The organism is Paraburkholderia sp. GAS33, assembly GCF_050436645.1.
Classification (GTDB): Bacteria; Pseudomonadota; Gammaproteobacteria; order Burkholderiales; family Burkholderiaceae; genus Paraburkholderia; species Paraburkholderia phenazinium_B.
The window spans coordinates 257,915-280,199 of record NZ_JBNDMP010000010.1; the positions used below are offsets into that span (position 1 = coordinate 257,915).

Here is a 22,285-nt window from a genome sequence, read left to right on the forward strand (position 1 = left end):
CAAATCAGCCTTGCCGGGCACCCTTCGCCAGCAGCAGGCCGCAGGGTCGCATCGCCAGATACTTCAGTCGTCATTGTAGTGGCTGGCGCGGGAGGTTGCCGGAAGACCCTTCTTCACCGTGTTTGCGCGGCGTCGACCAACATGCCCATCGTGGACGGACGACCCGCTTTAATAATCAAGAGGAATCAAAATGAACGCAAAAATCATGACTCGCCTGGCAGTCTTCGCAGTCGCCGGTTCGCTGCTGGCAGGCTGCGCCACGCAACAGGGCACCAACACCGCCGTCGGTACGGGCGTGGGCGCCGGTACGGGTGCGGCACTCGGCGCGATCTTTGGTGGTGGCAAGGGCGCGGCAATCGGTGCGGGCGTCGGCGCAGCTGTTGGCGGCATCACCGGCTACAACTGGCAGGCCATTCACAACAAGCTGTCGGGCGCCACCAAGGGTACCGGCACGCAGATCACGGAACAGCCGGACGGTTCGCTCAAGCTGAACATCCCGAGCTCGGTTACGTTCGATACGAACAGCTATGCGCTCAAGCCGTCGTTCACGCCGATCATCGACCAGTTGGCGCAGACGCTCCAGCAGAATCCTGAGCTGATCGCGCAAGTGGTCGGTTATACAGACAGCACCGGTTCGCCCCAGTACAACCAGACCCTGTCGGTCAACCGTGCACAAAGCGTCGCCGACACCCTGCTCCAGCGCGGCATCAATCCGCAACGCCTGTCCGCACAGGGCATGGGTCAGAACAATCCGATCGCCGACAACAACACGGACGCGGGCCGTGCTGCGAACCGCCGCGTGGAAATCTACCTGCGCGCGACCGCGCAACACGCAGGCTAACGGCTAGTACAGCGGGGAATGGGTGTGGGGCCAGCGCGCGGCGTGCAGTCAGTCGCCGCGCCGCGCCGCGAATCCCACCATGTGATGGGGACGGAAACACCGGTAGGTGAATCGAAAAAAATTTCGAACTCTCCCGAAAATCCGCTGTCTCTCTTTACGGTACGTGGCTGGCTTTGCCGCCACGGCACCATTCTCCTCTTGTCGTTGTTGCTCCGGGGCCCATAGCCCCGGTTTTTTTTGGTGCCGGTTCCGCGCGCCGTTCAGTTCAAGGTCTGGCGCACCAAAACACTGCGGGTCTGCTCGCCGCGGCCGCCCTGCTAGAATCGTAGTTTCGTCTCCCGCAAGCCCTCATACTCCCTATGTCAGCACCCGCAACCGGTCTCCCCGCAGGCGCGCCGTCCGGCCGTCGACAGATTCTCGTCACGTCAGCCCTTCCCTATGCGAATGGGCAAATCCATATTGGCCATCTGGTCGAATATATCCAGACGGACATCTGGGTCCGGACGCTGCGAATGCACGGTCACGAGGTGTATTACGTCGGCGCCGACGATACGCACGGCACGCCGATCATGTTGCGGGCGGAAAAGGAAGGCGTCACGCCGAAGCAGCTGATCGACCGCGTCTGGCAGGAACACAAGCGCGATTTCGACAGCTTCGGTATTTCCTTCGACAATTATTATTCGACCGACTCGGAAGAGAACCGGGTTCTTAGCGAATCCGTCTATACGGCGCTCAAGGACGCAGGGCTGATCGACGCACGCGATATCGAACAGGCGTATGACCCCGTCAAGGAAATGTTCCTGCCGGACCGCTTCATCAAGGGCGAGTGTCCGAAGTGCGGCGCCAAAGACCAGTACGGCGACAACTGCGAAGTGTGTGGCTCGACCTACCAGCCCACCGAGCTGATCAACCCTTACTCGGTGGTCTCGGGCGCCACGCCGATCCGCAAGACGTCGACGCACTATTTCTTCCGCCTCTCCGACCCGCGCTGCGAGAATTTCCTGCGCGGCTGGGTGGGTGGACTGGCACAGCCTGAAGCCACCAACAAGATGCGCGAATGGCTCGGCGATTCCGGCGAGGCCAAGCTGGCTGACTGGGATATTTCCCGTGACGCGCCGTACTTCGGCTTCGAGATCCCCGGCGCGCCGGGCAAGTACTTCTATGTGTGGCTGGATGCGCCGGTCGGCTATTACGCGAGCTTCAAGAACCTCGCGGAAAAGCGCGGCATCGATTTCGACGCGTGGGTGCGCAAGGGCTCGAGCGCCGAGCAGTACCACTTCATCGGCAAAGACATCCTGTACTTCCACACGCTGTTCTGGCCGGCCATGCTCGAATTTTCGGGCCATCGCACGCCGACCAACGTGTTCGCGCACGGCTTCCTGACGGTGGACGGCGCGAAGATGTCGAAATCGCGCGGCACGTTTATCACGGCGCAGAGCGTGATCGACACCGGCCTGAATCCGGAATGGCTGCGCTACTACTTCGCCGCCAAGCTGAACAGCACGATGGAAGACCTCGACCTGAATCTGGACGACTTCCAGGCACGCGTGAACAGCGATCTGGTCGGCAAGTACGTGAACATCGCGAGCCGCGCGGCGGGCTTCCTGATCAAGCGTTTCGACGGGCGCGTGCAGGACAGCGCGATGCAGCATCCGCTGCTCGGCACGCTGCGCGCGGCGATCCCGCAGATCGCTGCCAACTACGAAGCGCGCGAGTACAACCGCGCACTGCGTCAGACGATGGATCTGGCCGACGCCGTCAACGCGTACGTCGATACAGCCAAGCCGTGGGATCAGGCGAAAGATCCGGCCAACGCGGTCGCGCTGCACGAAACCTGCAGCGTCAGCGTCGAGGCGTTCCGGCTGCTGTCGCTCGCGCTGAAGCCGGTGCTGCCGAAGCTCGCGGAAGCCGTCGAAGGGTTCCTCGGCATCGAGCCGCTGAAGTGGTCCGATGCCGCCACGCCGCTCAGCTCAGAGCGGCCGATCAATGCGTACAAGCATCTGATGACGCGCGTCGATCCGAAGCAGATCGAAGCACTGCTGGCGGCCAATCGTGAGTCGCTGCAGGCAACGGACACCGCGGCGCCTGTCGCCGCCGACAACGCCAAAACCAAGGCCAAGGCAAAAGCTGCTGCAGCCGGCGACAAGGCAAGCACCGAAGACGACGGCTCCGGCGTCATCTCGATCGACGACTTTGCAAAGATCGATCTGCGTATCGCGAAGATCGTCGACTGTCGCGCGGTGGAGGGTTCGGACAAGCTGTTGCAACTGACGCTCGACGTCGGCGAAGAGAAAACCCGCAACGTGTTTTCGGGTATCAAGTCGGCCTATCAGCCGGAGCAACTGATCGGCAAGCTGACGGTGATGGTGGCAAATCTTGCGCCGCGCAAGATGAAGTTCGGGTTGTCCGAAGGGATGGTGCTAGCGGCATCGGCGACCGACGAGAAGGCCGAACCGGGCCTCTACATCCTCGAACCGCATAGCGGCGCGAAGCCGGGCATGCGGGTCAAGTAGGACCGCGGCGCGGGTCGCGCTACCGCCGTCACTGGAAAAGCAAAAAGCACGTCAGCCGACGTGCTTTTTGCTTTGCGAGCATGCTGGGGCAACCCGCATGCATCGCCCTACTGCTTCGACTTGCCAAACCACGGCCAGCGATCGAAGCGCCGCGTGTACAACAGGTTCATCCCCTGGAACGTCCCGCCGTACGCCACCACCGACCAGTAGCGCGTCAGATTGACCGTCGCCTTGATCGCATTGCTCGCCGACTGTAGACCCTGCTCATATCCCAGCACCAGCCACTGGTTGATGGCCTTCGACACCATCACGACCTGCGGATCCGTCAGCCCCACATCGCTCGTGCCGATCGAAAACTCGTCGAGCCCGAACGTCTGCGCGATCCGCTTGCCTTGCGTATTGCCGAGCAGCGCCAGGGCGGTCGTCATCGCGCTTTGCTGACCGAGGTTGTTGCCCTGATCGGTGCCGTGGCCAAACAACAGCCATGACAGCTTTTCGTTGTCGGGCACGGACGGCTCCGAGATCAGCTTGGCGACCGGCGCGTCGACGGTACCGGTCACCTGTACGCCCGCTTCGACCTGCTGGTTGCGCCGCATCGCCAGAATGTTGATGCCCGGATTGGCCACCGGACCGTTGAACGTGAAGAAGCCGTTCTCGATGTTCAGCTTGCGCCCGAAAGCGGTATAGGTCGACCCTTGTGTCACGCGCACGTCGCCTACTGCGCGCAGCGGCGCGTCCGGCGCGCTCAGCGCAGTGATCTTGCCGGTCAGCCCAAGGTCCGCGCCCTGACCGCGGAAGCGGAACTTGTTGCCCAGATTGATCTCGATGGTAGCGGTCGGCGCAAAGCGGCTTGCAGGCTTGTTGCCAGGGAGTACGCCCGGCTTCGCTTCGCCGGGCACCGTGCCGTCAGGCCGCACGACCACCACGTCATCACCGAGCTTGGGCGCCGCCTGCTCCGGCATGTCGAAAAGCGCGTGATCGACGGTGAATTTCCCATTGATATTCATGGCCCCGAGGTGCCCACCGTTGGCCACGGTCGCGCTGCCCGAGAGCGACAGATTGCGGTCCGGCGCCGCGAACAGTTCCAGCTTGTCGGCAACAATGCTCGCGGTCAGATCGGGCTCCGAACCGTCGAGGCGCACCTTGCCGGTAGCGCGCAACGTGCCGGTTGCGCCGTGGAATTCAACCTGCTGGAAGTCCACCAGATTCTGCGACAACGCAATGCGGATCACTCCGTCCTTCAACTGGATGCCCTGATCGACCGCAGTGGCCGACATGCCGTCACCCAGCAGCGACCCCGACACGCTTGGCTTCGCCACCGTGCCGCCAAGCGCGAGCTTCAGCGCGAGATGGCCGTCGAGCATATAAGTCGGGCCGAGCAGACCGCCGGTGGTCTTCAGCGACGGCACATTGGCGTCGATATTGCCCGTGAGCGGCGCCTCGTCGTTGATACTCAATGCACCGTTGTTCATCGCAAGCGTCGTGTGAGCGTCGGCGTCGATCACGCCGATCCGGCTCGCCTGCGCATGCACCGTCGCGTTCAGGCGATTGCCGGCGCTGAAGTCGACGCGCGCCGAGAGATCGGTGATACCCATCGATGCAAGACCGTTGCCGATTTCCACCGTCACATCGCCGCCGCGGCGCTTCAACTGGATGTGGCCGCTCGCCGTGCTGCCGAGCGCGAAGTCCCAGTCGCCGTCGAACACCAGATCGGTTTTTATTGGCGGCGGCTCGCCGGTGAACTCCTGCTGGATCGCCATCAGGCGAGCCACCGAAACGCCCGTCAGCGAGCCGGCCGACTGGATGCGTCCGTGATCCAGCGCGAACGATTTCAGATCGAGCACCGCGCCTTCCAGCGTCAACCGGGTTGCGCCGAGCGTCACGTGGTTAGGCGCCGCGCTGATGGTTAGCGGCGATTCGAGATTGATCGAAGGCGTGCCGCGATTCTGCAACTGCGTGACGGTGCCATCCCAGGCCGTGCCTTGCGATGTATCGGAGAGGCGGCCGTTGGCGGCCAGCGTCAGGTCGAGCGGCCGCTGATACAGCGTGCCGACCGCCTGGGCTTGCAGCGTATGGTGCGCGCGCGTGCCGTTCAGGCGTGCGCTGAGCGTCGACAGTTCGACGCCGTTTGTGCTCAGGTCACGCGCGTCGGTTGTAAAGACCATCGCGCCGTTCGCACCGTCGCGCAACTCGGCGTGGCCCTCCGCGTGGCCGAGCTTGTTCGCGCCGAACACGACGCTATCGGCCTTGTAGTCCAGCGTGACATTCGGATGCGCAAACGAGCCGGTCACATCGCCGTTGGCGGCAACCTGCCCGGCCAGACCGAAACCGAGGCGCTCGATTTGCGGGGCATCCGCGCGAAACCGCAACCGGTCGCCCGGCGCGCCGAAGCTGCCCTGCAGATCGACCTGGTTGCCTGCTACTGACAGCGTGAGCTTGCTGGGCAGGATCCGCGAACCTGCGAGCTGGATCGTGCCGCCGCCGGTCATCGGCAAGTCGTCGTAGACGCTCTGGCCAAGTTTGATCTCAGCTTTGGTCGTGAAGGTAGGACCGAGCACGCCGGCTGCCGTGATGGTGCCGTTGACGCGCGCCTGGATCTTCGGCGACGGAGACGACGACGGTTTTGCGGCAGGCGCCGAGCGCTTTGCTGGAGGTACCGGGGCCTGTGCTGGACGCGCCGGGGCTTTCGCCGGTGTCGCCCTTGCAGGATTGCTGCGGCCCTTGCCGTCGTTCGCTGCAGCGCCGGCTGGCGAGCGCGAAGGCATCTGCGAGGTCAACCCGAGCGGATCGAAATCGGTCAGTTGTGCTTTCAGGTTGTATGTCGAACTGGCGTCGTGTTTGATGGCGCCCGAGAGGTCGATCCGTCCGCGGCCCGAGGTGATCCGCACATCGCTAAAACTCATGCGCGCCGGGTCAAACGTGATTTTGCCCTGGGCGCGCAGCGCGGCCTTGGGATCAGCGAGATCGAGCGTGATGCTCTGCACGTCGTCATTCAGGCGAATGCCGATCGGCCCGGCAAGCTGGGTTGAGCGCACGCTCGCTTCGAGCGCGTTCAGGTCGAGACCGGCCACATGCAGATCGAGTTGGCCACGCTTGCCAGTCAGCGCGCCCGCGCCTGTGAGCGTCGCGTTCTTGACGAGTCGCACGTTCAGATTCGAGATGCTTTGGGCGTGCGCATCGAGCCGCACGTCGGTATGGGCTTCGATGAGCGGCAGCAGATGTTCGTCGATCGCGCCCGGTTTCGCGTTGACGATCGACACCTGACCAGCGACGACAAAGCCAGCGGCAGATTTCGCCGCGGGGGCAGCGGTGGTCGAGGCGCTCGCTGCAACCGGACCGGCAACGCTCCCGCTCGCACCCACGCCACTCGCACTCGCGCTCGCCGCACTCGCGGCCGCTGCGCCACCGCCGCCCTCACCCACAACCGGCTGCAGATCCGCCCGCACCGCCAGATCCGCCAACGGCGCACCAGGTGCGAAAGCATGCGGGTTAATGTGATCGAACGTCAACGTCGCGCGCTGCAGCGGCACCTCGGCAAACGGCGTCGCCTCGACGTGCGCATGGCCCGCGAGTTTCATGCCGCTCGCATCCAGTTCCGCCACCAGCGTCTCGAGCGTGCCGCTCAAGCGCCCGCTGACCTGCACCGGCTCCTCATTGACCTTGCCTGAGTAACCGATATTGCCGCTCAACGGAAACGGCCGCACGCCATCCAGCTTCGCCGCCGCCGTCACCGAACCAAACGGCGTATCGAGCCGATCGATCGCGGCTTCGTGATGCTGCCCATCGCTGCGCCCATGGAAAATGAAATGCGAATACTCCGCCGTCGACCCGCCTTGATGCAACAGCAGCGTATCGACCCGCACGTCACGTATTTCGATCTGCATCGGTAAACGCAGGTCCTTCGGCAGGCTCATCGGCGAACTGCTGCTGGATGAGGACGAGCCGATCCGCGCGTCGATGGTGCCCACATGCAGATAGTCGACCGCAAAACGCCACGGCCGCCCACTCACCGCCCAGCGGCCATCGACCTTGTCCACCTTGATGTCCGTGCCGCTGCCATCGAGACTGCGCCACTCCACCCCGTGCAAACGCAAGCCCGTGATCAGCGCGCCGCCGTCCAGCGTGCCGGTGAGGCGGCCGCCCAGCAGCCTCACCGCAGCGTGCCACGCATAGGCAGTGCCGCGTTCAGTCGCCACCGCGCCGTATAACGCTCCCGCCAGCAATGCCACGAGCACCACCGGCACCCCCATAAACCACGCGAGCAGCGTCCACAACCGGCGCTTGCGGCGCACGGGAGGCGGCGTCTCAGAACCATCCGGCGTGGTGCCACCGGGTGTCTGCGGAGGAGGGTTGGCGGAAGAATCCGTCGTCATACTCGAGCCATGCGAATCACAATGCCTGAAGCGAAAGTCACTGCAGTTGGAAGTAAAAGATCAAAAGGCGATGCCGAGCGTCAGATACGGCCGGATATCCTTGTTACGAATCCCGTACGCGAGGTCGACGTTCACTGGCCCCACCGGACTGCGCCAGCGCGCGCCAAAACCCACGCCGGGGTAAAACACTTTTTCGCCCCATGTGTCGGTGGCCGTGCCGATGTCGAAGAACACCGCCCCGCCCCAGTCATGGGTGAACCAGTGCTGGTATTCGCTCGAAGCTGTAATCAGGTATTTGGTCGGCAGCACCGAGCCGTCGACGTTATTGCCGATGCCTTCGTAGCTATAGCCACGCACCGAGTTCGAGCCGCCTGCCCGGAACAGCAGCGAGGCCGGAATGCCGCTCGAACTGCCCGACGTAAACACACCGCCGAATTCAGCACGTATCAAGACGAGATCGGATTTGCCGACCGGGAAGTACTGCTGGGCACGCGCATAGAGGCGCCCGAAAGTCTGATCGGCCAGGGCGCCCTTGACCGCGAAACCCGCTTCGACGTGAATCAGGTTGCCGGAGCGCGGAAACAGCGGGTCGTCGGTATTACGGCGCGTCCAGGTCCATGCGGGCACGAGTGCGTGGGCGGTAATCGGTCCGACCGCATTCTGGTCGAGCCTGTCGTCGTAATAGAAGAGCGAGTAGCCGTAGTCGAGGTACTGCGATGTGCGGGTGGTTTGCACGCCGGCGCGAATACTGTAGATGCGGGTATCGGACACATTGGTGGTGCCATACGAGGCCAGCACGCTATTGGTCCACGCGCGCTCGCCCGGCGGCATCGACAGCTGGATCTGGCCGAACTGCTCGATCTGGTCGATCCGGCCGCCCACCGTGAACGGATACGCTGCGCCGAAGGTATTCAGATACGAGTAGTTGCCCTGCACCTGCGGACCGGTATCCGTGGCGTAACCCACGCCGCCGCGAATGCTGTTGTAGGGATATTCGCTGACCTTCACCCGCACCGGTGTCTCGAGCGGCTTGGCCGGGTCGTTGCCGACGTCGATCGCGACGCTCGCGTAGTACGGCGTGTTCTGCAACTGGCGCTGCAGTTCAGCCACTCGCTGCACGTCGTAAATGGCGCCGACGGAAATCGGATTCACGTTGTCGACGATCTTCGCGGGATAGCGCTCGGTGCCTACCACTTCGAGCTTGCCCATCGTGAAAGTCGGACCGCTGTCGAAGGTGACGGACAGCTTCGCCTCGTGCGTGCGCGGATCGATGCGTGCCTGCGACTGCGTAATCTTCGCCGCCACATAGCGGCGCGCTTGCAACGCGCGGAGCGCCGCGCTTTTGGCATCGTCCCAGCCGCCCTGCGAGAACGGGTCGCCTTCATGCAGCGAAAAGGCAAAGCGGGTAGCGTTTTCCTGCGCCGGGTCTTCGGTCAGCACCGGCCCGTTGAATGACAGCGTAACGGAAGAAATTGTGGTCTGCGGACCGGGATCGACGCTCACCGTGACGCGCTTCTTGCCGTCGACCGTACGAACGTCGGTGCGCACCACCGGCGAAAAATAGCCCGCGGTAGCGGTCAGGTCGCGCACCTGCTGCGGAGTCGCGGTGACCAGAAAGTCGAACTGGTCGTCGCTGACATCGTCGCGTTTGGCGAAGCGGGCGATATCCAGATGCTCCTCGAGCAGCTTGCGCACCGCGCGCGGCGAGGCCTGAATATCGACCTTGTAAGCTGCGCGTGCCTCGACAGCCGCGAACGCAAGCCAGACCAGACCCAGCGTCAGCCATGCGCGCACCAGCCACGCCGCGCCCTGAGCGTGGCACGCGAGCCGACCACGCCGCGCAGCCGGTTTGCCATGTTGCACACGCGACGGTTCGATCGCACAACCCGCCAAACAGGACCTCCGCGGCCGTTGTTGATGAAAGATTCCGCTTGCCGGCCGCTGCGGCGGCCCGAAGCTCGCTATTTGACCACATCGGCGGCGCCTCGCGGGCATCTCGAAATTGGCGGAGGCGGCCTATCCACGCCCTCCCCGACTGTTCTGGCATGGGCTCTGCAGTTGCGGCTCGCCCGCCTTGGACGTGGCAACCGGGCCGATGTTCCGCGAGTTTTCGCCCACAGGCGACGCTTGCTGTAAAATTGCGTCGACCCGAGCGACGGTCTCAATAACCGCCGCCACCTCCCCATACGGACGTTGAGCCATGTATCAATCGGACATCACGCAGTTCCTGAATCAGTTGAAGGAACAAAAGCCCACCCTCGAGGCGGAACAACGCCGCGGCCGCTCGCTGCTGTGGGACAAGCAGCCGATCGACCTCGAAGAGCGCGCCGAGCAGCAAGCCTCGCGCGTGCAACAGACCGCCTACCAGTACTACCAGAACTTCTGAGCGTGAGTTCCGCCGACGAGGCCCGCGCCGCCAAAGCGGCGCAGCCCGACGCTGCGCTCGCCGCGCCCGCGACCGATTCGACGCCCGATACCGTCGACGGCATTGCGTTCGCACGCCTGTACGGCGAGCCGCTTTTCAAGCTGCCGACCGATCTGTACATCCCGCCGGACGCCCTCGAAGTCTTTCTCGAAACGTTTGAAGGTCCGCTGGATCTGTTGCTGTACCTGATCCGCAAGCAAAACTTCAACGTGCTCGACATCCCGATGGCGGATGTCACCACGCAGTATCTGGGATACGTCGAGCAGCTGCGGCAGACCAATCTCGAACTCGCGTCCGAGTATCTGCTGATGGCCGCGATGCTGATCGAGATCAAGTCGCGCATGCTGCTGCCGGTCAAGAAGGCGGATACCGGCGAGGAAGCCGAGGATCCGCGAGCCGAACTCGTGCGGCGCCTGCTCGAGTACGAGCAGATGAAGCTCGCGGCGCAGCGTATCGATCACCTGCCGCAACTCGGCCGCGACTTCCTGCGCGCCGACGTCTATATCGAGCAGAGCATCACGCCGCGTTTCCCGGACGTGAATAGCGAAGATCTGCGCGCCGCCTGGGCCGACGTGATCAAACGCGCGAAGCTCGTGCAGCATCACCGGATTTCGCGGGAAGAGCTGTCAGTGCGCGAGCACATGAGCGTGATCCTGCGCCGGCTGCAGAACGCACGCTTCATGGAGTTCTCGGAGCTGTTCGACACGACGCGCGGCGTGCCGGTGGTGGTGGTGAACTTCATCGCCATGCTGGAGCTGTCGCGTGAATCGCTGATCGAAATCACCCAGGCCGAGCCATTCGCGCCTATCTACGTGCGGCTCGCATACCTGCCGGCATAGGCGGCGCCTCGCATTAGAGTCGCGCCTCACTTCGGTGCGCCGATCCGTAGGCACAGCGCGCGCAAATCCACTACAATCCCGCGCTCCGAACCCGTCATCACCGGAACGGGAGCCTGGCCGCCGAAATGATGCCCATGCACCATTATCGTGCAAACCAGGTCCTGCGCCGCGCGAGGAAAACACGTCCGACCATGAAAGTCATCAGCTCGATCCACGAATTGCGCGACCAGTTGCGCGGCCAGAACCGCACTGCGTTCGTCCCGACGATGGGCAACCTGCATGAAGGGCATCTGTCGCTGATGCGTCTGGCGCGCCAGCATGGCGACCCGGTGGTAGCGAGCATTTTCGTCAACCGGCTGCAATTCGGGCCGAACGAGGATTTCGACAAATATCCGCGCACGCTCGAAGCCGATATCGAGAAGCTGCAAAGCGAGAACGTCTACGTGCTGTTTGCGCCGACCGAGCGCGATCTGTATCCGGAGCCGCAGGAATACCGTGTGCATCCGCCGCACGATCTGGGCGACATCCTCGAGGGCGAATTCCGGCCGGGCTTCTTCCAGGGCGTGTGCACAGTCGTGATGAAGCTGATGTCGTGCGTGCAGCCGCGCGTCGCCGTGTTCGGCAAGAAGGATTACCAGCAACTGATGATCGTGCGCCAGATGTGCCAGCAGTTCGCGCTGCCCACGGAAATCATCGCCGCTGAAACCGTGCGCGACAGCGACGGCCTCGCCCTCAGCTCGCGCAACCGCTACCTGCAGGCCGCCGAGCGCGCCGAGGCGCCGAAGCTCGCGGCCGAACTGAACCGGGTGCGCGATGCCGTACTGGCCGGCAACCGGGATTTCGCGGCTATCGAGCGCGCGGCGATGGACGCGCTGGCCGCACGCGGCTGGCAGCCCGACTATATCGCCGTGCGTAAGCGCTCGAACCTGCTGCCGCCCACCGCGCAGGACATCGATGCGCCGCTCGTCGTGCTCGCCGCGGCCAAGCTGGGCGCCACTCGCCTGATCGACAACCTCGAAATCTGACCAACAGAACACCTGGAAAAAGGCCCAAGAGAACGGTCATGCAACGTCACATGCTGAAGTCGAAGATCCACCGTGCCGCGGTGACTCACTGCGAGCTGCATTACGAAGGCTCATGCGCGATTGATGAAAATCTCCTCGAAGCCGCGAATATCGTCGAGAACGAACGCATCGATATCTGGAACATCAACAACGGCGAGCGTTTCTCGACCTACGCAATCAAGGGTGAGCGCGGCAGCGGGATGATCTCGCTGAACGGTTCGGCGGCGCGGCGCGCGCAACTGGGCGACCTGGTGATTATCGCCACGTTTGCGATGGTGGAAGAAGCGGAACTGAAGGCAGGCTGGAAGCCCGATCTGGTGTTCGTCGACGACAAGAACAAGATCAAGGGCAGCCGCGACCACGTGCCCACCCAGAACTGGACCTAAGCCGGCCCGCTTTCAATCAGGCCTTGGGAGCCTTGCGTTCGAGCCATTCGACGATCGGCTGCCACTGCTCCAGATCCTTTTCGACCCGGCTCTTCGCCACATCCCACAGCGTCAGGCCGTGCGCCGCAAGTTGCACGTAGTTCTGTGTGTCGCGCAGATAGCCCAGCACGGGCAACTGCAGTCCCTCGACAAAGCGGTGCAGCTGCTCGGCCGAGCGCGTGCGGGCGTCAACCCGCATGCCCACCACGCCGATCTCAATTCCCCCCTTCCTCACGGCTTTTTCCTTGGCGAGCCGCTCGAGAAATTCCTGGGTGGCGAGAATATCGAACAGCGACGGCTGCAGCGGCACGATGACCTTATCGGCCAGATCGAGCGCAATGCCGAGCCGGCTGCCGTGCAAACCCGCCGGCGTATCGATCACGGCGTGCTCCAGTCCTTTGGGCGGCTTGACTGGCGTCTCCTGGTCGATTTCCCAGACTTCGATGGGCGGCAGCGTGGCGGGCCGCAGTTCGAGCCACGCATGGGCCGAATGCTGCTTGTCCAGGTCCGCCAGCGCGACCCACTCGCCTGCCGCGGCGAAATAGCCCGCCAGATTGGTCGAGAGCGTGCTCTTACCCACGCCGCCCTTCGGATTGGCCACCACGATTACCGTCATGAATACTCCCGGGAAGATGGCTGGCGCCGCCAGCCGGATTGCCGCTTCTAGTCTGATCTTGCGTCGACCCCGTCGATCCAGCCGTTGATAATATCGATAAATCGAGTTGGACCGAAACCCCGAAGGGGCATTTGGGCTGCCATTCTTACAAAAAAGGAGCGAATACGATGAGCAAATTGCGCGCAGGTTGCACGATCGAGAGCCTGATGGAGCGTCAGCGGGGCAGCTTGCCCGATATGCTGGGAGTGCAGGTGATCGCGCTCGAGGAAGGTTCGCTCACGGCCGAATTGACCGTGCGGCGCGAGTTGCTGGCGCCGAACGGCTTTCTGCATGCGGCAAGCGTGATCGGCCTGGCTGACACGGCCTGTGGCTATGCGTGTATTGCCCATCTGCCGGAGACGGCGCGCAGTTTCACCACGATCGAGTTGAAGAGCAATTTCCTCGGCACCTGCATCGACGGGACGATCCGGGCGGTCGCCAGGGGCGTGCATCTGGGACGGACAACGCAGGTATGGGATGCCACTGTGTCCGATCCGAACGGCAAGACGATTGCGCTGTTCCGGTGTACGCAGATGGTGCTGGTGTGACGTGAGCGCGCGGAATGGTGGACGCAGCTTTGCTCCCGCTGGTCACACTGTTCCGACAAAACGGTAGAGGGCAACAGTCGACCTTGCAGATATAGATTAGCGCGATATAATGTATCTACCATTATGTAGATACGTGAGGCTTCGATGAACTTGCAGGTGGCAAAATGGGGTAATAGCCTTGCGCTTCGTATTCCCGCGGACTACGTGCGCCATATCGGCATCCGGGAGGGCGACCAGGTTCGCGTGAACCTGACGGTCGATGGCGGCATCAGTATTCACGCCGCAAAATGGGATCGTCGCGCTTTTGCGCTAGAACTGGAAAAGACGCGCGAGTCGATGCCGATGACGGAATCGGTAATGGAAGAGCTTCGGCGCGGAGCGCGCTACTGATGGTGTATGTCGATACGAGCGTGCTTGTTGCGCTGTGTGTCAAAGAGGCGATGAGCCCCGCCGTGGCACAGTGGTATGCGGTCTGCTCCGAAGAACTAGGATCCGCGACATGGAGCGTGACCGAATTTGCCAGCGCCTTGGGCATCAAGCAAAGAACGAAACAGATATCGGCAGAACAAGGCATGCTCGCGTGGCAAACGTTCGAACGTCTTTGCGCCAGCGATCTGCAACTACTACCCGTGGAGCCGTCAACCTTCCATCGCGCTGCCGAGCTGACCCTGGATGCTACAACAGGCCTCCGTGCAGGGGATGCGCTGCATCTCGCGGCCGCTCTCGATGCCAACGCCAACAGTTTGGCGACACTCGATGACGTCCTGGCGCGCAATGCCAAGCGGATGAAGATCAAGCCCTTGGCATTTTGAGCACTGTGTGCGGCAAATGACACTCAGCAATATTGGCCAGCGAAAAAGTAAAAACCCGCTCCGGCGTCTGCCAAAGCGGGTTTGCGGGCGGCTTGAATTTGCCTTTGACGTGCGATAGACCAACCGCCATATTTGTTCGACAACACTGCCCGTACGAGACCAGTTAACTCGTACGTGGCCCCTCAAGCCGTCACCGCCCGCGGCACCTTCGCTCCGGCAAGTGCGCCCACGCCGCCGCCAAGCAGCGACTGCACCACCAGCGTCACTGCCCAGAAGGCCGGATATTCCCAGCCGCCGTTCGGCGACGCGAAACCCCAGCCGTTATGCAGGTGAGCGGACATCGCGCCGAGCATGAACGGCAGCAGCACCAGCGCAACCCAGCGAACCTGCACGCCAAGCAGCAAGGCGATGCCGCCTGCCAGTTCGACGAACGCCGTGACATAGCCGAGCCAGCCCGGCAAACCAAGCGATTCGAAAAAATGCGCGGTGCCAGGCAACGTGAAGACGAAAATCTTCTGCAGGCTGTGCGCGAGATACAAGACGCCGAGAGCAACACGCAGGAGCGTGGCAGCGAAATCGGCTGAACGGTTCGAGTTCATCAAGAGTCCTTGTCAGTTGAGTGGGACGGCGCACGCGCGCCATCGATAGACCGGACTGTATTCGAACCGTGGAGTGAGAAAAACTGCGATTCAGACTTAGATTATTTCCGCACAGGAGTTAATAGTCTCAGGCGAACTGGCCGGTTTCTAGAGGCAGCGCGTTAGCGCAGACCGGCAACGAGCGAGCGGTAAGCAGACTCGCGGTGCTACTGCTTCAAGAGCGGGCTACGCAAAGCAGCATTGCCAGACGCTCGGGCACGGAGAAGGCCGGGGCTCGCCCTTCACCCCGCCGGACCAGCGGTGCCCTGTTGCGCGTCGTGCGCGCGCGGCGCAGGAATCAGCGCCTCATGGCCGCCGTCGTGCAACAGGATCAGGGGATAGCCGAACGCGCGGCTCGCCAGCGCCGGTGTCAACACGTCGCGCACCGGGCCGGCGAATGCTCCGCCCACGCCATCCAGCAGTAACCCGTGTGTCGCGAAGCGCCGCGCAAGGTTCAGGTCGTGACATGAAAACACTACCGTGCGCTTGCGCTCCGTTGCCCAGGCGGTCAACGCCTCGAGGCAGTCGATCTGGTGATGCAGGTCGAGATGCGACAACGGTTCATCAAGCAGCAACAGCGGCGCATCCTGGCACAGCACGGCGGCCAGTGCCACGCGCTGGCGTTCGCCGCCGGAGAGCGACAGCACGTCGCGCGATGCGAAGTCCGCGAGTCCCAGCAGTTCGAGCGCGGCATGCGCCGCCGCGCGATCGCCCTGACGCTCCCATCCCCAGCCTGCGAGGTGCGGAAAGCGGTTGAGCATCACGATCTCGAGCACGCTGGCGCTGAACGCGTCGTGCGCACTTTGCGGCATCAACGCACGACGCCGCGCGAGCGACACAGGCGGCCACGCTGCGACGCGCAAACCGTCCAGCTCAACGTGGCCTGCTGCCGGCTGCGACAGACCGGCCAGCGTCGAGATCAAGGTGGTCTTGCCGGCACCGTTCGGTCCAGCGATGCACCAGACTTCGCCCGGATAGAAGGTATGCGTGAAGCGATCGAGCAGCGTGCGCTCGCCGGCGCGCAACGTCACCTGTTGCGCGCTCAGGGTCGATCCAGTGGAAGCCGCTGGCGGTGTTGTGTGTATTCTCATCGCGGCCTGCGCAAGAGCATCCAGAGAAACACCGGCACACCGATCAGCGCCGTGATCACCCCCACGGGCAATTGAGCGGGTGCAATCACCGTACGCGCAACGAGGTCCGCGCCCATCACGGCCACACCGCCGCCAAGCGCGGCAGCGGGCAACAGCATGCGTTGATCGTTGCCGAACGCGAGTCGCAACGTATGCGGCACAACCAGGCCCACGAAGCCGATCGTCCCGCCAGTCGTCACAGCAGCAGCGGCTGCGAGCGACGCCACCAGGTAGACACGCAGACGCAGGCGCATCACAGGGACGCCCAATGCCTGCGCAGCCGCATCGCCGCGCAATAGCACGTTGAGTTGCGGCGCAGCAGGAAGAATGGCCACCAGCACAACCGCCAGCGCCGCGAGTGCGATCCAGGGCAAGCCACCACCGTTCAGATCGCCGGTGAGCCAGAACAGCATTCCGCGCAGGCGGTTATCCGGTGCGAGGGTCAGCAGTAACGTGATCAGCGCGCCCCACCCCGCTGCAATCACGGCACCCGTCAATAGCAGACGCGGCGACGTATCCTGCGGTTCGCCACGCCACAATTCGCGGCGCGCCAGACCGAGCACCAGCAGGATCGAGACGAACGCCCCGGCAAACGCGCTCGCATCGACGAGCCACCACGCGCAGCCGGCCATCATCGCGAATAGCGCGAAGCTCGCGGCACCGCCGGATACGCCGAGCACATACGGCTCAGCGAGCGGATTGCGCAATAACACTTGCAGCAAGGCACCGGCGACGGCAAGCAATGCGCCGCACGCGAAACCGGCTAACGCTCGCGGCAAACGCAGAGAGCGCACGATTTCTGCTGCGAGATCGGCAGGTGCGCCGGAGTGAGAAGGGAGCGGCATCAACGCAGCAAACACCCGGGCGGGCGTGAGCGGGACGCTGCCGAGCGCAAGCGACGCCAACAGCACAGCGAGCGCCAGAATGGCGAGCACACACCAGATGGCTGCAGCACGTCTCGCGTGCATGACCGGCATCGTGCGTGCGAAGATTCGGTTCATCCGCGCAGCCCCACGGCCGCGGACACGACGTCATAGCTGTTGCGAGCCGGGCGCGGGACACACGTTGCGACGCGGGATATTGCAGATGTAGGCCGGCTCATAATCCTGGGTGACGGGCGTCGTCCCCGTTTCCGATTGATCAGCTTGCACCGGACAAAATTGCCTGCGCACTGCCCTCAGGCACTGAAGTGCCGCAAGTTTAGGAGCGCCCGCAGAACGCGTCAAGAAAGGTCAAGCAGGCTGGTTTTGGTGCGATGACAGACGGATGAATTTTTGGTTCGGAGGGATGTTCAGGCCGATTCCGCCAGCGAAGTCTGCACAAAGCGATGCTGTTACGTCTCGAAACGAGACAATTGTCGGAACCTGCGACATTCCGCGCTAAAATGCGATGTCTTTAGAGGACGCAGCACATGCTCACCGAACTCGAAACACTTTCACAGAATATCGGCAGACTGATTGCGATCAGTCAGCGCCACAACGAAGCGCGTCAGGCGCTCGAAACCCAGCTCGCCCAGGTGCGCGCCGAAGCCGATGCAACACGTGCAGAACTTGCGCAGATGCGCGAAGAACGCGACGCACTGCAAGCGGAGCGCGATGCGCTGTCAGCGAAGATCGACGACGCCCAGGTGCGCCTGAACGCGATCCTCGAAAAATTGCCGCGTGCACGCGCTCAAAACGAGCCGGACAATCAGCTCGATCTTCTCGCGCCCGAGCTCGAACTCAATGCGCATCACGAAGAAGAAGCCGGTAGCGCCGTCACCCGCCACGGAGAAAACGCATGACCACCAAGCAGATCGAAGTATCGATTCTCGGCCAGCCGTATCGTCTCGCCTGCTCGCCGGAAACCGAAGCTGCGCTGCTGGAAGCCGTGGCACGCGTCGACGCAGAGATGTCGAAGATCCGCTCGCACAGCAACGTGCGCGGCATCGATCGCATTGCGGTCATGGCTGCGCTCTCGCTGGCATCGGAACTGCTTAAGCTGCAATCGAGCGTGCGCCATGGAGAAGCATTTCCCGCGGAGGAAATCCGGCGTACAATGCACCAGATGAACGAACAGCTAGGTACTGTGATTCAGCAGTACAGCGTGCAGTAAAAAGGTCTAAAGTAGTCGTACGGTCAAATTCAGAATCCAGACGAAGTGCGTGATCAAGGATCAGCAAACGTCTGAGTTCAATCTGTTTAGCTTCCCTGCCTGGTTCGCCAAGGTCATATATTCCTTGAACCAATGCCATGTGCACGGTTGTGGAAATTTGCAGCACGGGTGTGCGCGTCACTCTGTCTGATGTACCCGAAGTGCTGCTAACTGCGACCAATTCTGAACTCCCGGTTCAGGATGCCGGCCTAGCGGCTAAGGCGGGGACCTTATCAAACGGCATCGGACATGGGTCCGGTGCCGTTTTTCTTTTTGGTGCCCAATTTAACGCTCAATTCAACCTTCCATTCGATTCATGCGCTACTGGCTAATGAAGTCCGAACCGGACGAAGCAAGCATCGACCACCTCGCCCACGCGCCGCATCACACGTTGCCGTGGACCGGCGTGCGCAACTATCAGGCACGTAACTTCATGCGCGACGTGATGAAGATCGGCGACGGTGTGCTGTTCTATCACTCGAGTTGTCCGGAGCCGGGCATCGCCGGGATTGCAGAGGTGTCGTCGACGCCCTATCCCGATCCCACGCAGTTCGATGCGAAGAGCCCGTACTACGATCCCAAATCGACGCCTGAGACACCCCGCTGGGTGCTCGTCGACGTCGTATTCAAAAAGAAAGTGCCGCTGATTCCGCTGGCTGCGTTGCGCGAGCATGCTGAACTCGCCGACATGCGTGTGCTCGCCAGAGGCAACCGTCTGTCGATCACGCCGGTCACCGAGGCCGAGTGGCGCTTCATCACAAAGCGGCTTGTTTGAAGTGGCTGCAGCTATCCAAGCTTGTTGTGCAGTGAGTTTGCGCAGCACTTGCGCGGCATGTCTGAAGACGCAAATGCGAACACAGTTGCTCGTGTGAACGTGGGTCGCAGCAAGGCAATTGTCAAGTTGGGGAACCAAGGCAGCCGTGTGTGCGCCTAACTGGCTCGCAAGCGTCATGCCATCGGGTAGAACGATCAATCCCGCTACTGGCACGCAGCGCCAGTCGTGCGTGGCCTCTTGCAGGTCATCGCACGAACTCAAGCACGAGTCATCGCGCATAACCGCTCAAGCAAGGAGTCCAATACAAATGACGCAAAAAAACGCACGAGCCATCGCACTTGCCATGGCTCTCGCCACTCCCCTCGCGTTCGCATCCGCCGCGGTCCACGCACAAACCGTCACGCAGGCGGAGCCGTCGGGCGTGCTGTCACTGAATGCGCAAGCCAGTGCCGAAGTCCCGCAGGATGTCGTGGACATCACGCTCTTTTACGAACAGGAAGCAAGCGACCCGTCCGCGCTCACCAGCACGCTGAACCAGCGTGCCGATGCAGCACTGCGTCAGGCCAAGGGCGTGAGCGGTGTCACCGCGCGCACCGGCTCGTTTGCGATTTCTCCGTCAACCGATCGCGACGGACGCATCTCCGCATGGCGTGGCCGCACGGAAGTCGTGCTGGAGTCGCATGATTTTGCCGCGGCCTCGAAGCTCGCCGGGCAGATGGCATCTAACATGCAGGTCGGTAACGTGCAGTTCTCGCTCTCGCCGGAAGCGCAGCGCGCCGCCGAACAGAAGCTCACCGGCGAAGCGATCGCCTCGTTTCGGCAGCAGGCGAGTGCCGGTGCTCAGGCATTTGGCTATAGCGGCTATTCGATCCGCGAGGTCACCGTCGGACATAACGGCGTGATGCCGCGTCCCATGATGATGATGAGCGCGCGCGTCATGGGCGCTGATGCCAAAGCAGCTGCGCCGCTGCCGCTCGAAGCGGGTACGTCGACCGTGAGCGTGAATGTGTCGGGTTCGGTGCAGATGAAGTAACGCGCTTCTCGGCGCAATACAACGAAAACGCCACGGCATGCCGTGGCGTTTCGTCATTCAGGCAGAGGTGCAGCCCCGTCTGGATGCCTGGGTGGAAGCTCAGTTCGCGCCAACCGGCTTGGCCGCTTCGCGGTCCTTGCGTCGATACGCCCACACCAGGATGAGCACGCCAACGATGATCATCGGCAGCGACAGCCACTGCCCCATCGACAGTCCCATCGCCAGCAGGCCGAGGAAGTCGTCCGGCTCACGGGCGAATTCCACCGTGAACCGGGCAAGGCCATAGCCGATCAGAAACACCGCAGATATGGCGCCCAGCGGACGCGGCTTGCGCGAGAAGAACCACAACACGAAGAACAGCGTGACGCCCTCGAGCGCGATTTCATACAGCTCCGACGGATGCCGCGGCAGCATGTGATATTGCGCGAAGATCTCGTTCAGATGCCACTTTGCGGCCAGTTCCGGATGCCGTGACAGCCAGACGGCGTCGTCGTTCGATGCGCCCGGAAACATCATCGCCCATGGCGCATTAGGATCGGTGACGCGGCCCCACAGTTCACCGTTGATGAAGTTGCCCAGACGCCCTGCGGCAAGCCCTGTGGGTACCATCGGCGCCACAAAGTCCGTGACCTGCAGCCACGAACGACCGCGCTGGTAGGCGAATAGCACCATCGCCAGCGTGACGCCGAGAAAACCACCGTGAAACGACATGCCGCCTTCCCACACCTTGAAGATGTCGAGCGGATGCGCGAAGTAATAGTCAGCCTTGTAGAACAGCACGTAGCCGAGACGGCCGCCGAAGATCGTACCGAGGACGCCGTAGAACAGCATGTCGTCGATATCTTTGGCGGTCCAGCCTTGCGCTGCGACGTACGGCAAACGCAGGCGCAGCCGGCCGACGACGATCGCCAGAATAAATGCCACCAGGTACATCAGGCCGTACCAGCGCACGGCGAGCGGCCCTAGATGGATGGCGATCGGGTCGAAATTGGGATGAATGTGCATCGTGTTGTTATGGGCAGTTCAGGTTCAAAAACGGATTCAATAAGGCTCAACAAGACTCGACGGTGGCCGCATGCGCCTGCACGATACCGATAAAGCCGGCCAATACCGGACTTACCTGCGCCGTGCGCCAGACCAGCCCCGTCTCGATGGCCGGCACCGATTCGCGCAGCGGCCGGTACACCACGCCGGTGCGGCGCAGATTACGCAGCGATTGCGGCACCAGTGCGACACCCATGCCGGCCGACACCAGGCTCACGATCGTCTGCATCTGGATCGCCTCCTGCGCGATACGCGGCGTGAGGCCCGCGACGCCGTAGCAATCCATAATGATGTCATAAAAGCCAGGCGCGAGACGCCGCGGGAAGATCACGAGCGGAGCATCGGCGACATCGCGCAGGCTGATTGGCGCGTCGCGCCACTCCGCGCCGGCCGATGCGCCCCGCCCTTCAACACGCGCCGCCATCTCGGACGACATGGCGATCACCAGCGGCTCACGCGCGATCGGGAGCCACGACAATTGCGCCGCATGGCGTGGCGGCAGCGGCGCAATGACCAGCCCCGCGTCGATGCGGCCGGCCACCAGTTCCTCGATCTGCACGTCGCTGGTCGCCTCGGTCAACTGCAGACGCACACGCGGATGACGCGCCCCGAAGTCGCGCAGCAACGAGGGCAACAGACCGTAATCCGCAGTAGAAACAAACGCCAGCGACAGCAGCCCTGCCTCGCCGCGTGCGAGGCTTTGCGCGAGCGGCCGCAGCGCCTCTGCGCTGGCGAGCAGACGCCGCACTTCGGGCAAAAGGTCGGCTCCCACCTGGGTCAGCTCGACCGACCGCTTGGTGCGTGCAAACAGCGCGACGCCAAGCGTCTCCTCCAGCGCACGGATCGCCTGCGACAGCGGCGGCTGCGTCATGGAGAGGCGGGCGGCCGCGTGGCCGAAGTGCTTTTCTTCGGCCACGGCGATGAAATAGCGCAACTGGCGCAGATCGGGCGTAATGGGCAACATGATCGATACATTTTACGACCTAATGGCATGTAAATAATATATTGGACGCGCACATCGAGAAACCGCACGCTTG

Annotated in this window: 21 protein-coding genes and 1 other RNA gene; 14 read left to right on the forward strand and 8 right to left on the reverse strand. The window is 62.7% G+C overall.

Annotated features, from left to right (window positions below; genetic code table 11):
• Nucleotides 1-190: 190 nt before the first annotated feature.
• Nucleotides 191-841 (forward strand): OmpA family protein, encoded by a 651-nt coding sequence (locus P3T24_RS27945; RefSeq protein WP_074265486.1) that lies wholly within the window; start codon nt 191-193, stop codon nt 839-841.
• Between the two features lie 359 nt (nt 842-1,200).
• Nucleotides 1,201-3,354 carry a methionine--tRNA ligase gene (gene metG, locus P3T24_RS27950; RefSeq protein WP_429439685.1) on the forward strand — a complete coding sequence of 718 codons (2,154 nt, stop codon included), beginning with the start codon at nt 1,201-1,203 and terminating at the stop codon, nt 3,352-3,354.
• Between the two features lie 107 nt (nt 3,355-3,461).
• Here the strand turns inward: metG and P3T24_RS27955 are convergent, their stop codons facing one another.
• Nucleotides 3,462-7,727, reverse strand: coding sequence for a translocation/assembly module TamB domain-containing protein (locus P3T24_RS27955; RefSeq protein WP_429439688.1), 4,266 nt, complete (start codon nt 7,725-7,727; stop codon nt 3,462-3,464).
• A 60-nt stretch (nt 7,728-7,787) separates the two neighbouring features.
• Complete coding sequence (locus tag P3T24_RS27960; protein ID WP_429439691.1) at nt 7,788-9,620, reverse strand: autotransporter assembly complex protein TamA; 1,833 nt, start codon at nt 9,618-9,620, stop codon at nt 7,788-7,790.
• Nucleotides 9,621-9,927: 307 nt separating this feature from the next.
• Between P3T24_RS27960 and P3T24_RS27965 the strand changes: the two genes are divergently transcribed.
• The 4 genes from P3T24_RS27965 to panD all read left to right on the forward strand — a co-directional run bounded on the left by P3T24_RS27965 (nt 9,928) and on the right by panD (nt 12,441).
• On the forward strand, nt 9,928-10,113 hold the full coding sequence (locus P3T24_RS27965; RefSeq protein WP_074265491.1) for a DUF3460 family protein: 186 nt from the start codon (nt 9,928-9,930) through the stop codon (nt 10,111-10,113).
• A 2-nt stretch (nt 10,114-10,115) separates the two neighbouring features.
• The gene (locus P3T24_RS27970) at nt 10,116-10,991 is read left to right on the forward strand and encodes a segregation and condensation protein A (protein WP_074265492.1); all 876 of its coding nucleotides are present in this window, start codon (nt 10,116-10,118) and stop codon (nt 10,989-10,991) included.
• Nucleotides 10,992-11,182: 191 nt separating this feature from the next.
• Nucleotides 11,183-12,016 carry a pantoate--beta-alanine ligase gene (gene panC / locus P3T24_RS27975; protein ID WP_429408732.1) on the forward strand — a complete coding sequence of 278 codons (834 nt, stop codon included), beginning with the start codon at nt 11,183-11,185 and terminating at the stop codon, nt 12,014-12,016.
• A gap of 38 nt (nt 12,017-12,054) precedes the next feature.
• Nucleotides 12,055-12,441 carry an aspartate 1-decarboxylase gene (gene panD / locus P3T24_RS27980; RefSeq protein ID WP_074265493.1) on the forward strand — a complete coding sequence of 129 codons (387 nt, stop codon included), beginning with the start codon at nt 12,055-12,057 and terminating at the stop codon, nt 12,439-12,441.
• A gap of 16 nt (nt 12,442-12,457) precedes the next feature.
• Here the strand turns inward: panD and P3T24_RS27985 are convergent, their stop codons facing one another.
• The gene (locus tag P3T24_RS27985) at nt 12,458-13,096 is read right to left on the reverse strand and encodes a ParA family protein (protein WP_074265494.1); all 639 of its coding nucleotides are present in this window, start codon (nt 13,094-13,096) and stop codon (nt 12,458-12,460) included.
• Nucleotides 13,097-13,263: 167 nt separating this feature from the next.
• Between P3T24_RS27985 and P3T24_RS27990 the strand changes: the two genes are divergently transcribed.
• The 3 genes from P3T24_RS27990 to P3T24_RS28000 all read left to right on the forward strand — a co-directional run bounded on the left by P3T24_RS27990 (nt 13,264) and on the right by P3T24_RS28000 (nt 14,495).
• Nucleotides 13,264-13,683, forward strand: a complete 420-nt coding sequence (locus tag P3T24_RS27990) for a PaaI family thioesterase (RefSeq protein ID WP_429408731.1) — start codon at nt 13,264-13,266, stop codon at nt 13,681-13,683.
• Between the two features lie 144 nt (nt 13,684-13,827).
• On the forward strand, nt 13,828-14,073 hold the full coding sequence (locus P3T24_RS27995; protein ID WP_429439694.1) for an AbrB/MazE/SpoVT family DNA-binding domain-containing protein: 246 nt from the start codon (nt 13,828-13,830) through the stop codon (nt 14,071-14,073).
• Complete coding sequence (locus P3T24_RS28000; RefSeq protein WP_429439697.1) at nt 14,073-14,495, forward strand: type II toxin-antitoxin system VapC family toxin; 423 nt, start codon at nt 14,073-14,075, stop codon at nt 14,493-14,495. The genes P3T24_RS27995 and P3T24_RS28000 overlap by 1 nt, the downstream gene beginning before the upstream one ends.
• Nucleotides 14,496-14,677: 182 nt before the next feature.
• Here P3T24_RS28000 and P3T24_RS28005 read toward each other — a convergent pair whose 3' ends face one another.
• From P3T24_RS28005 to P3T24_RS28015, 3 genes are all read right to left on the reverse strand, one after another.
• On the reverse strand, nt 14,678-15,094 hold the full coding sequence (locus P3T24_RS28005) for a DoxX family protein (protein ID WP_429286310.1): 417 nt from the start codon (nt 15,092-15,094) through the stop codon (nt 14,678-14,680).
• 281 nt (nt 15,095-15,375) lie between these two features.
• The gene (locus tag P3T24_RS28010; RefSeq protein WP_429439700.1) at nt 15,376-16,224 is read right to left on the reverse strand and encodes an ABC transporter ATP-binding protein; all 849 of its coding nucleotides are present in this window, start codon (nt 16,222-16,224) and stop codon (nt 15,376-15,378) included.
• Nucleotides 16,221-17,264, reverse strand: coding sequence for a FecCD family ABC transporter permease (locus tag P3T24_RS28015; RefSeq protein WP_429439703.1), 1,044 nt, complete (start codon nt 17,262-17,264; stop codon nt 16,221-16,223). Before P3T24_RS28015 ends, P3T24_RS28010 begins: the two co-directional genes overlap by 4 nt.
• A gap of 410 nt (nt 17,265-17,674) precedes the next feature.
• On the opposite strand from P3T24_RS28015, the gene P3T24_RS28020 reads away from it, so the two are divergent.
• From P3T24_RS28020 to P3T24_RS28040, 5 genes are all read left to right on the forward strand, one after another.
• On the forward strand, nt 17,675-18,046 hold the full coding sequence (locus tag P3T24_RS28020) for an ATPase (RefSeq protein ID WP_074265501.1): 372 nt from the start codon (nt 17,675-17,677) through the stop codon (nt 18,044-18,046).
• Complete coding sequence (locus P3T24_RS28025; protein ID WP_074265502.1) at nt 18,043-18,357, forward strand: cell division protein ZapA; 315 nt, start codon at nt 18,043-18,045, stop codon at nt 18,355-18,357. Before P3T24_RS28020 ends, P3T24_RS28025 begins: the two co-directional genes overlap by 4 nt.
• 89 nt (nt 18,358-18,446) lie before the next feature.
• Nucleotides 18,447-18,628, forward strand: a non-coding RNA gene (gene ssrS / locus P3T24_RS28030) — 6S RNA.
• Between the two features lie 84 nt (nt 18,629-18,712).
• The gene (locus tag P3T24_RS28035) at nt 18,713-19,171 is read left to right on the forward strand and encodes an EVE domain-containing protein (protein WP_074265503.1); all 459 of its coding nucleotides are present in this window, start codon (nt 18,713-18,715) and stop codon (nt 19,169-19,171) included.
• A 307-nt stretch (nt 19,172-19,478) separates the two neighbouring features.
• On the forward strand, nt 19,479-20,204 hold the full coding sequence (locus P3T24_RS28040; RefSeq protein WP_074265504.1) for an SIMPL domain-containing protein: 726 nt from the start codon (nt 19,479-19,481) through the stop codon (nt 20,202-20,204).
• A gap of 99 nt (nt 20,205-20,303) precedes the next feature.
• On the opposite strand, the gene lgt is transcribed toward P3T24_RS28040, so the two are convergent.
• Nucleotides 20,304-21,209: a prolipoprotein diacylglyceryl transferase gene (gene lgt / locus P3T24_RS28045; RefSeq protein WP_074265505.1), complete on the reverse strand. Its 906-nt coding sequence runs from the start codon at nt 21,207-21,209 to the stop codon at nt 20,304-20,306.
• A gap of 46 nt (nt 21,210-21,255) precedes the next feature.
• Nucleotides 21,256-22,212, reverse strand: coding sequence for a LysR family transcriptional regulator (locus tag P3T24_RS28050; protein WP_429286314.1), 957 nt, complete (start codon nt 22,210-22,212; stop codon nt 21,256-21,258).
• Between the last annotated feature and the right edge of the window lie 73 nt (nt 22,213-22,285).

Excerpts from the sequence above, each read along its gene's own strand:
- P3T24_RS27945 (WP_074265486.1), top strand. The coding sequence starts at position 191 with ATGAACGCAAAAATCATGACTCGCCTGGCAGTCTTCGCAGTCGCCGGT.
- metG (WP_429439685.1), top strand. The coding sequence starts at position 1,201 with ATGTCAGCACCCGCAACCGGTCTCCCCGCAGGCGCGCCGTCCGGCCGT.
- P3T24_RS27955 (WP_429439688.1), bottom strand. The coding sequence starts at position 7,727 with ATGACGACGGATTCTTCCGCCAACCCTCCTCCGCAGACACCCGGTGGC.
- P3T24_RS27965 (WP_074265491.1), top strand. The coding sequence starts at position 9,928 with ATGTATCAATCGGACATCACGCAGTTCCTGAATCAGTTGAAGGAACAA.
- panC (WP_429408732.1), top strand. The coding sequence starts at position 11,183 with ATGAAAGTCATCAGCTCGATCCACGAATTGCGCGACCAGTTGCGCGGC.
- panD (WP_074265493.1), top strand. The coding sequence starts at position 12,055 with ATGCAACGTCACATGCTGAAGTCGAAGATCCACCGTGCCGCGGTGACT.
- P3T24_RS27985 (WP_074265494.1), bottom strand. The coding sequence starts at position 13,096 with ATGACGGTAATCGTGGTGGCCAATCCGAAGGGCGGCGTGGGTAAGAGC.
- P3T24_RS27990 (WP_429408731.1), top strand. The coding sequence starts at position 13,264 with ATGAGCAAATTGCGCGCAGGTTGCACGATCGAGAGCCTGATGGAGCGT.
- P3T24_RS27995 (WP_429439694.1), top strand. The coding sequence starts at position 13,828 with ATGAACTTGCAGGTGGCAAAATGGGGTAATAGCCTTGCGCTTCGTATT.
- P3T24_RS28000 (WP_429439697.1), top strand. The coding sequence starts at position 14,073 with ATGGTGTATGTCGATACGAGCGTGCTTGTTGCGCTGTGTGTCAAAGAG.
- P3T24_RS28005 (WP_429286310.1), bottom strand. The coding sequence starts at position 15,094 with ATGAACTCGAACCGTTCAGCCGATTTCGCTGCCACGCTCCTGCGTGTT.
- P3T24_RS28010 (WP_429439700.1), bottom strand. The coding sequence starts at position 16,224 with ATGAGAATACACACAACACCGCCAGCGGCTTCCACTGGATCGACCCTG.
- P3T24_RS28015 (WP_429439703.1), bottom strand. The coding sequence starts at position 17,264 with ATGAACCGAATCTTCGCACGCACGATGCCGGTCATGCACGCGAGACGT.
- P3T24_RS28020 (WP_074265501.1), top strand. The coding sequence starts at position 17,675 with ATGCTCACCGAACTCGAAACACTTTCACAGAATATCGGCAGACTGATT.
- P3T24_RS28025 (WP_074265502.1), top strand. The coding sequence starts at position 18,043 with ATGACCACCAAGCAGATCGAAGTATCGATTCTCGGCCAGCCGTATCGT.
- P3T24_RS28035 (WP_074265503.1), top strand. The coding sequence starts at position 18,713 with ATGCGCTACTGGCTAATGAAGTCCGAACCGGACGAAGCAAGCATCGAC.
- P3T24_RS28040 (WP_074265504.1), top strand. The coding sequence starts at position 19,479 with ATGACGCAAAAAAACGCACGAGCCATCGCACTTGCCATGGCTCTCGCC.
- lgt (WP_074265505.1), bottom strand. The coding sequence starts at position 21,209 with ATGCACATTCATCCCAATTTCGACCCGATCGCCATCCATCTAGGGCCG.
- P3T24_RS28050 (WP_429286314.1), bottom strand. The coding sequence starts at position 22,212 with ATGTTGCCCATTACGCCCGATCTGCGCCAGTTGCGCTATTTCATCGCC.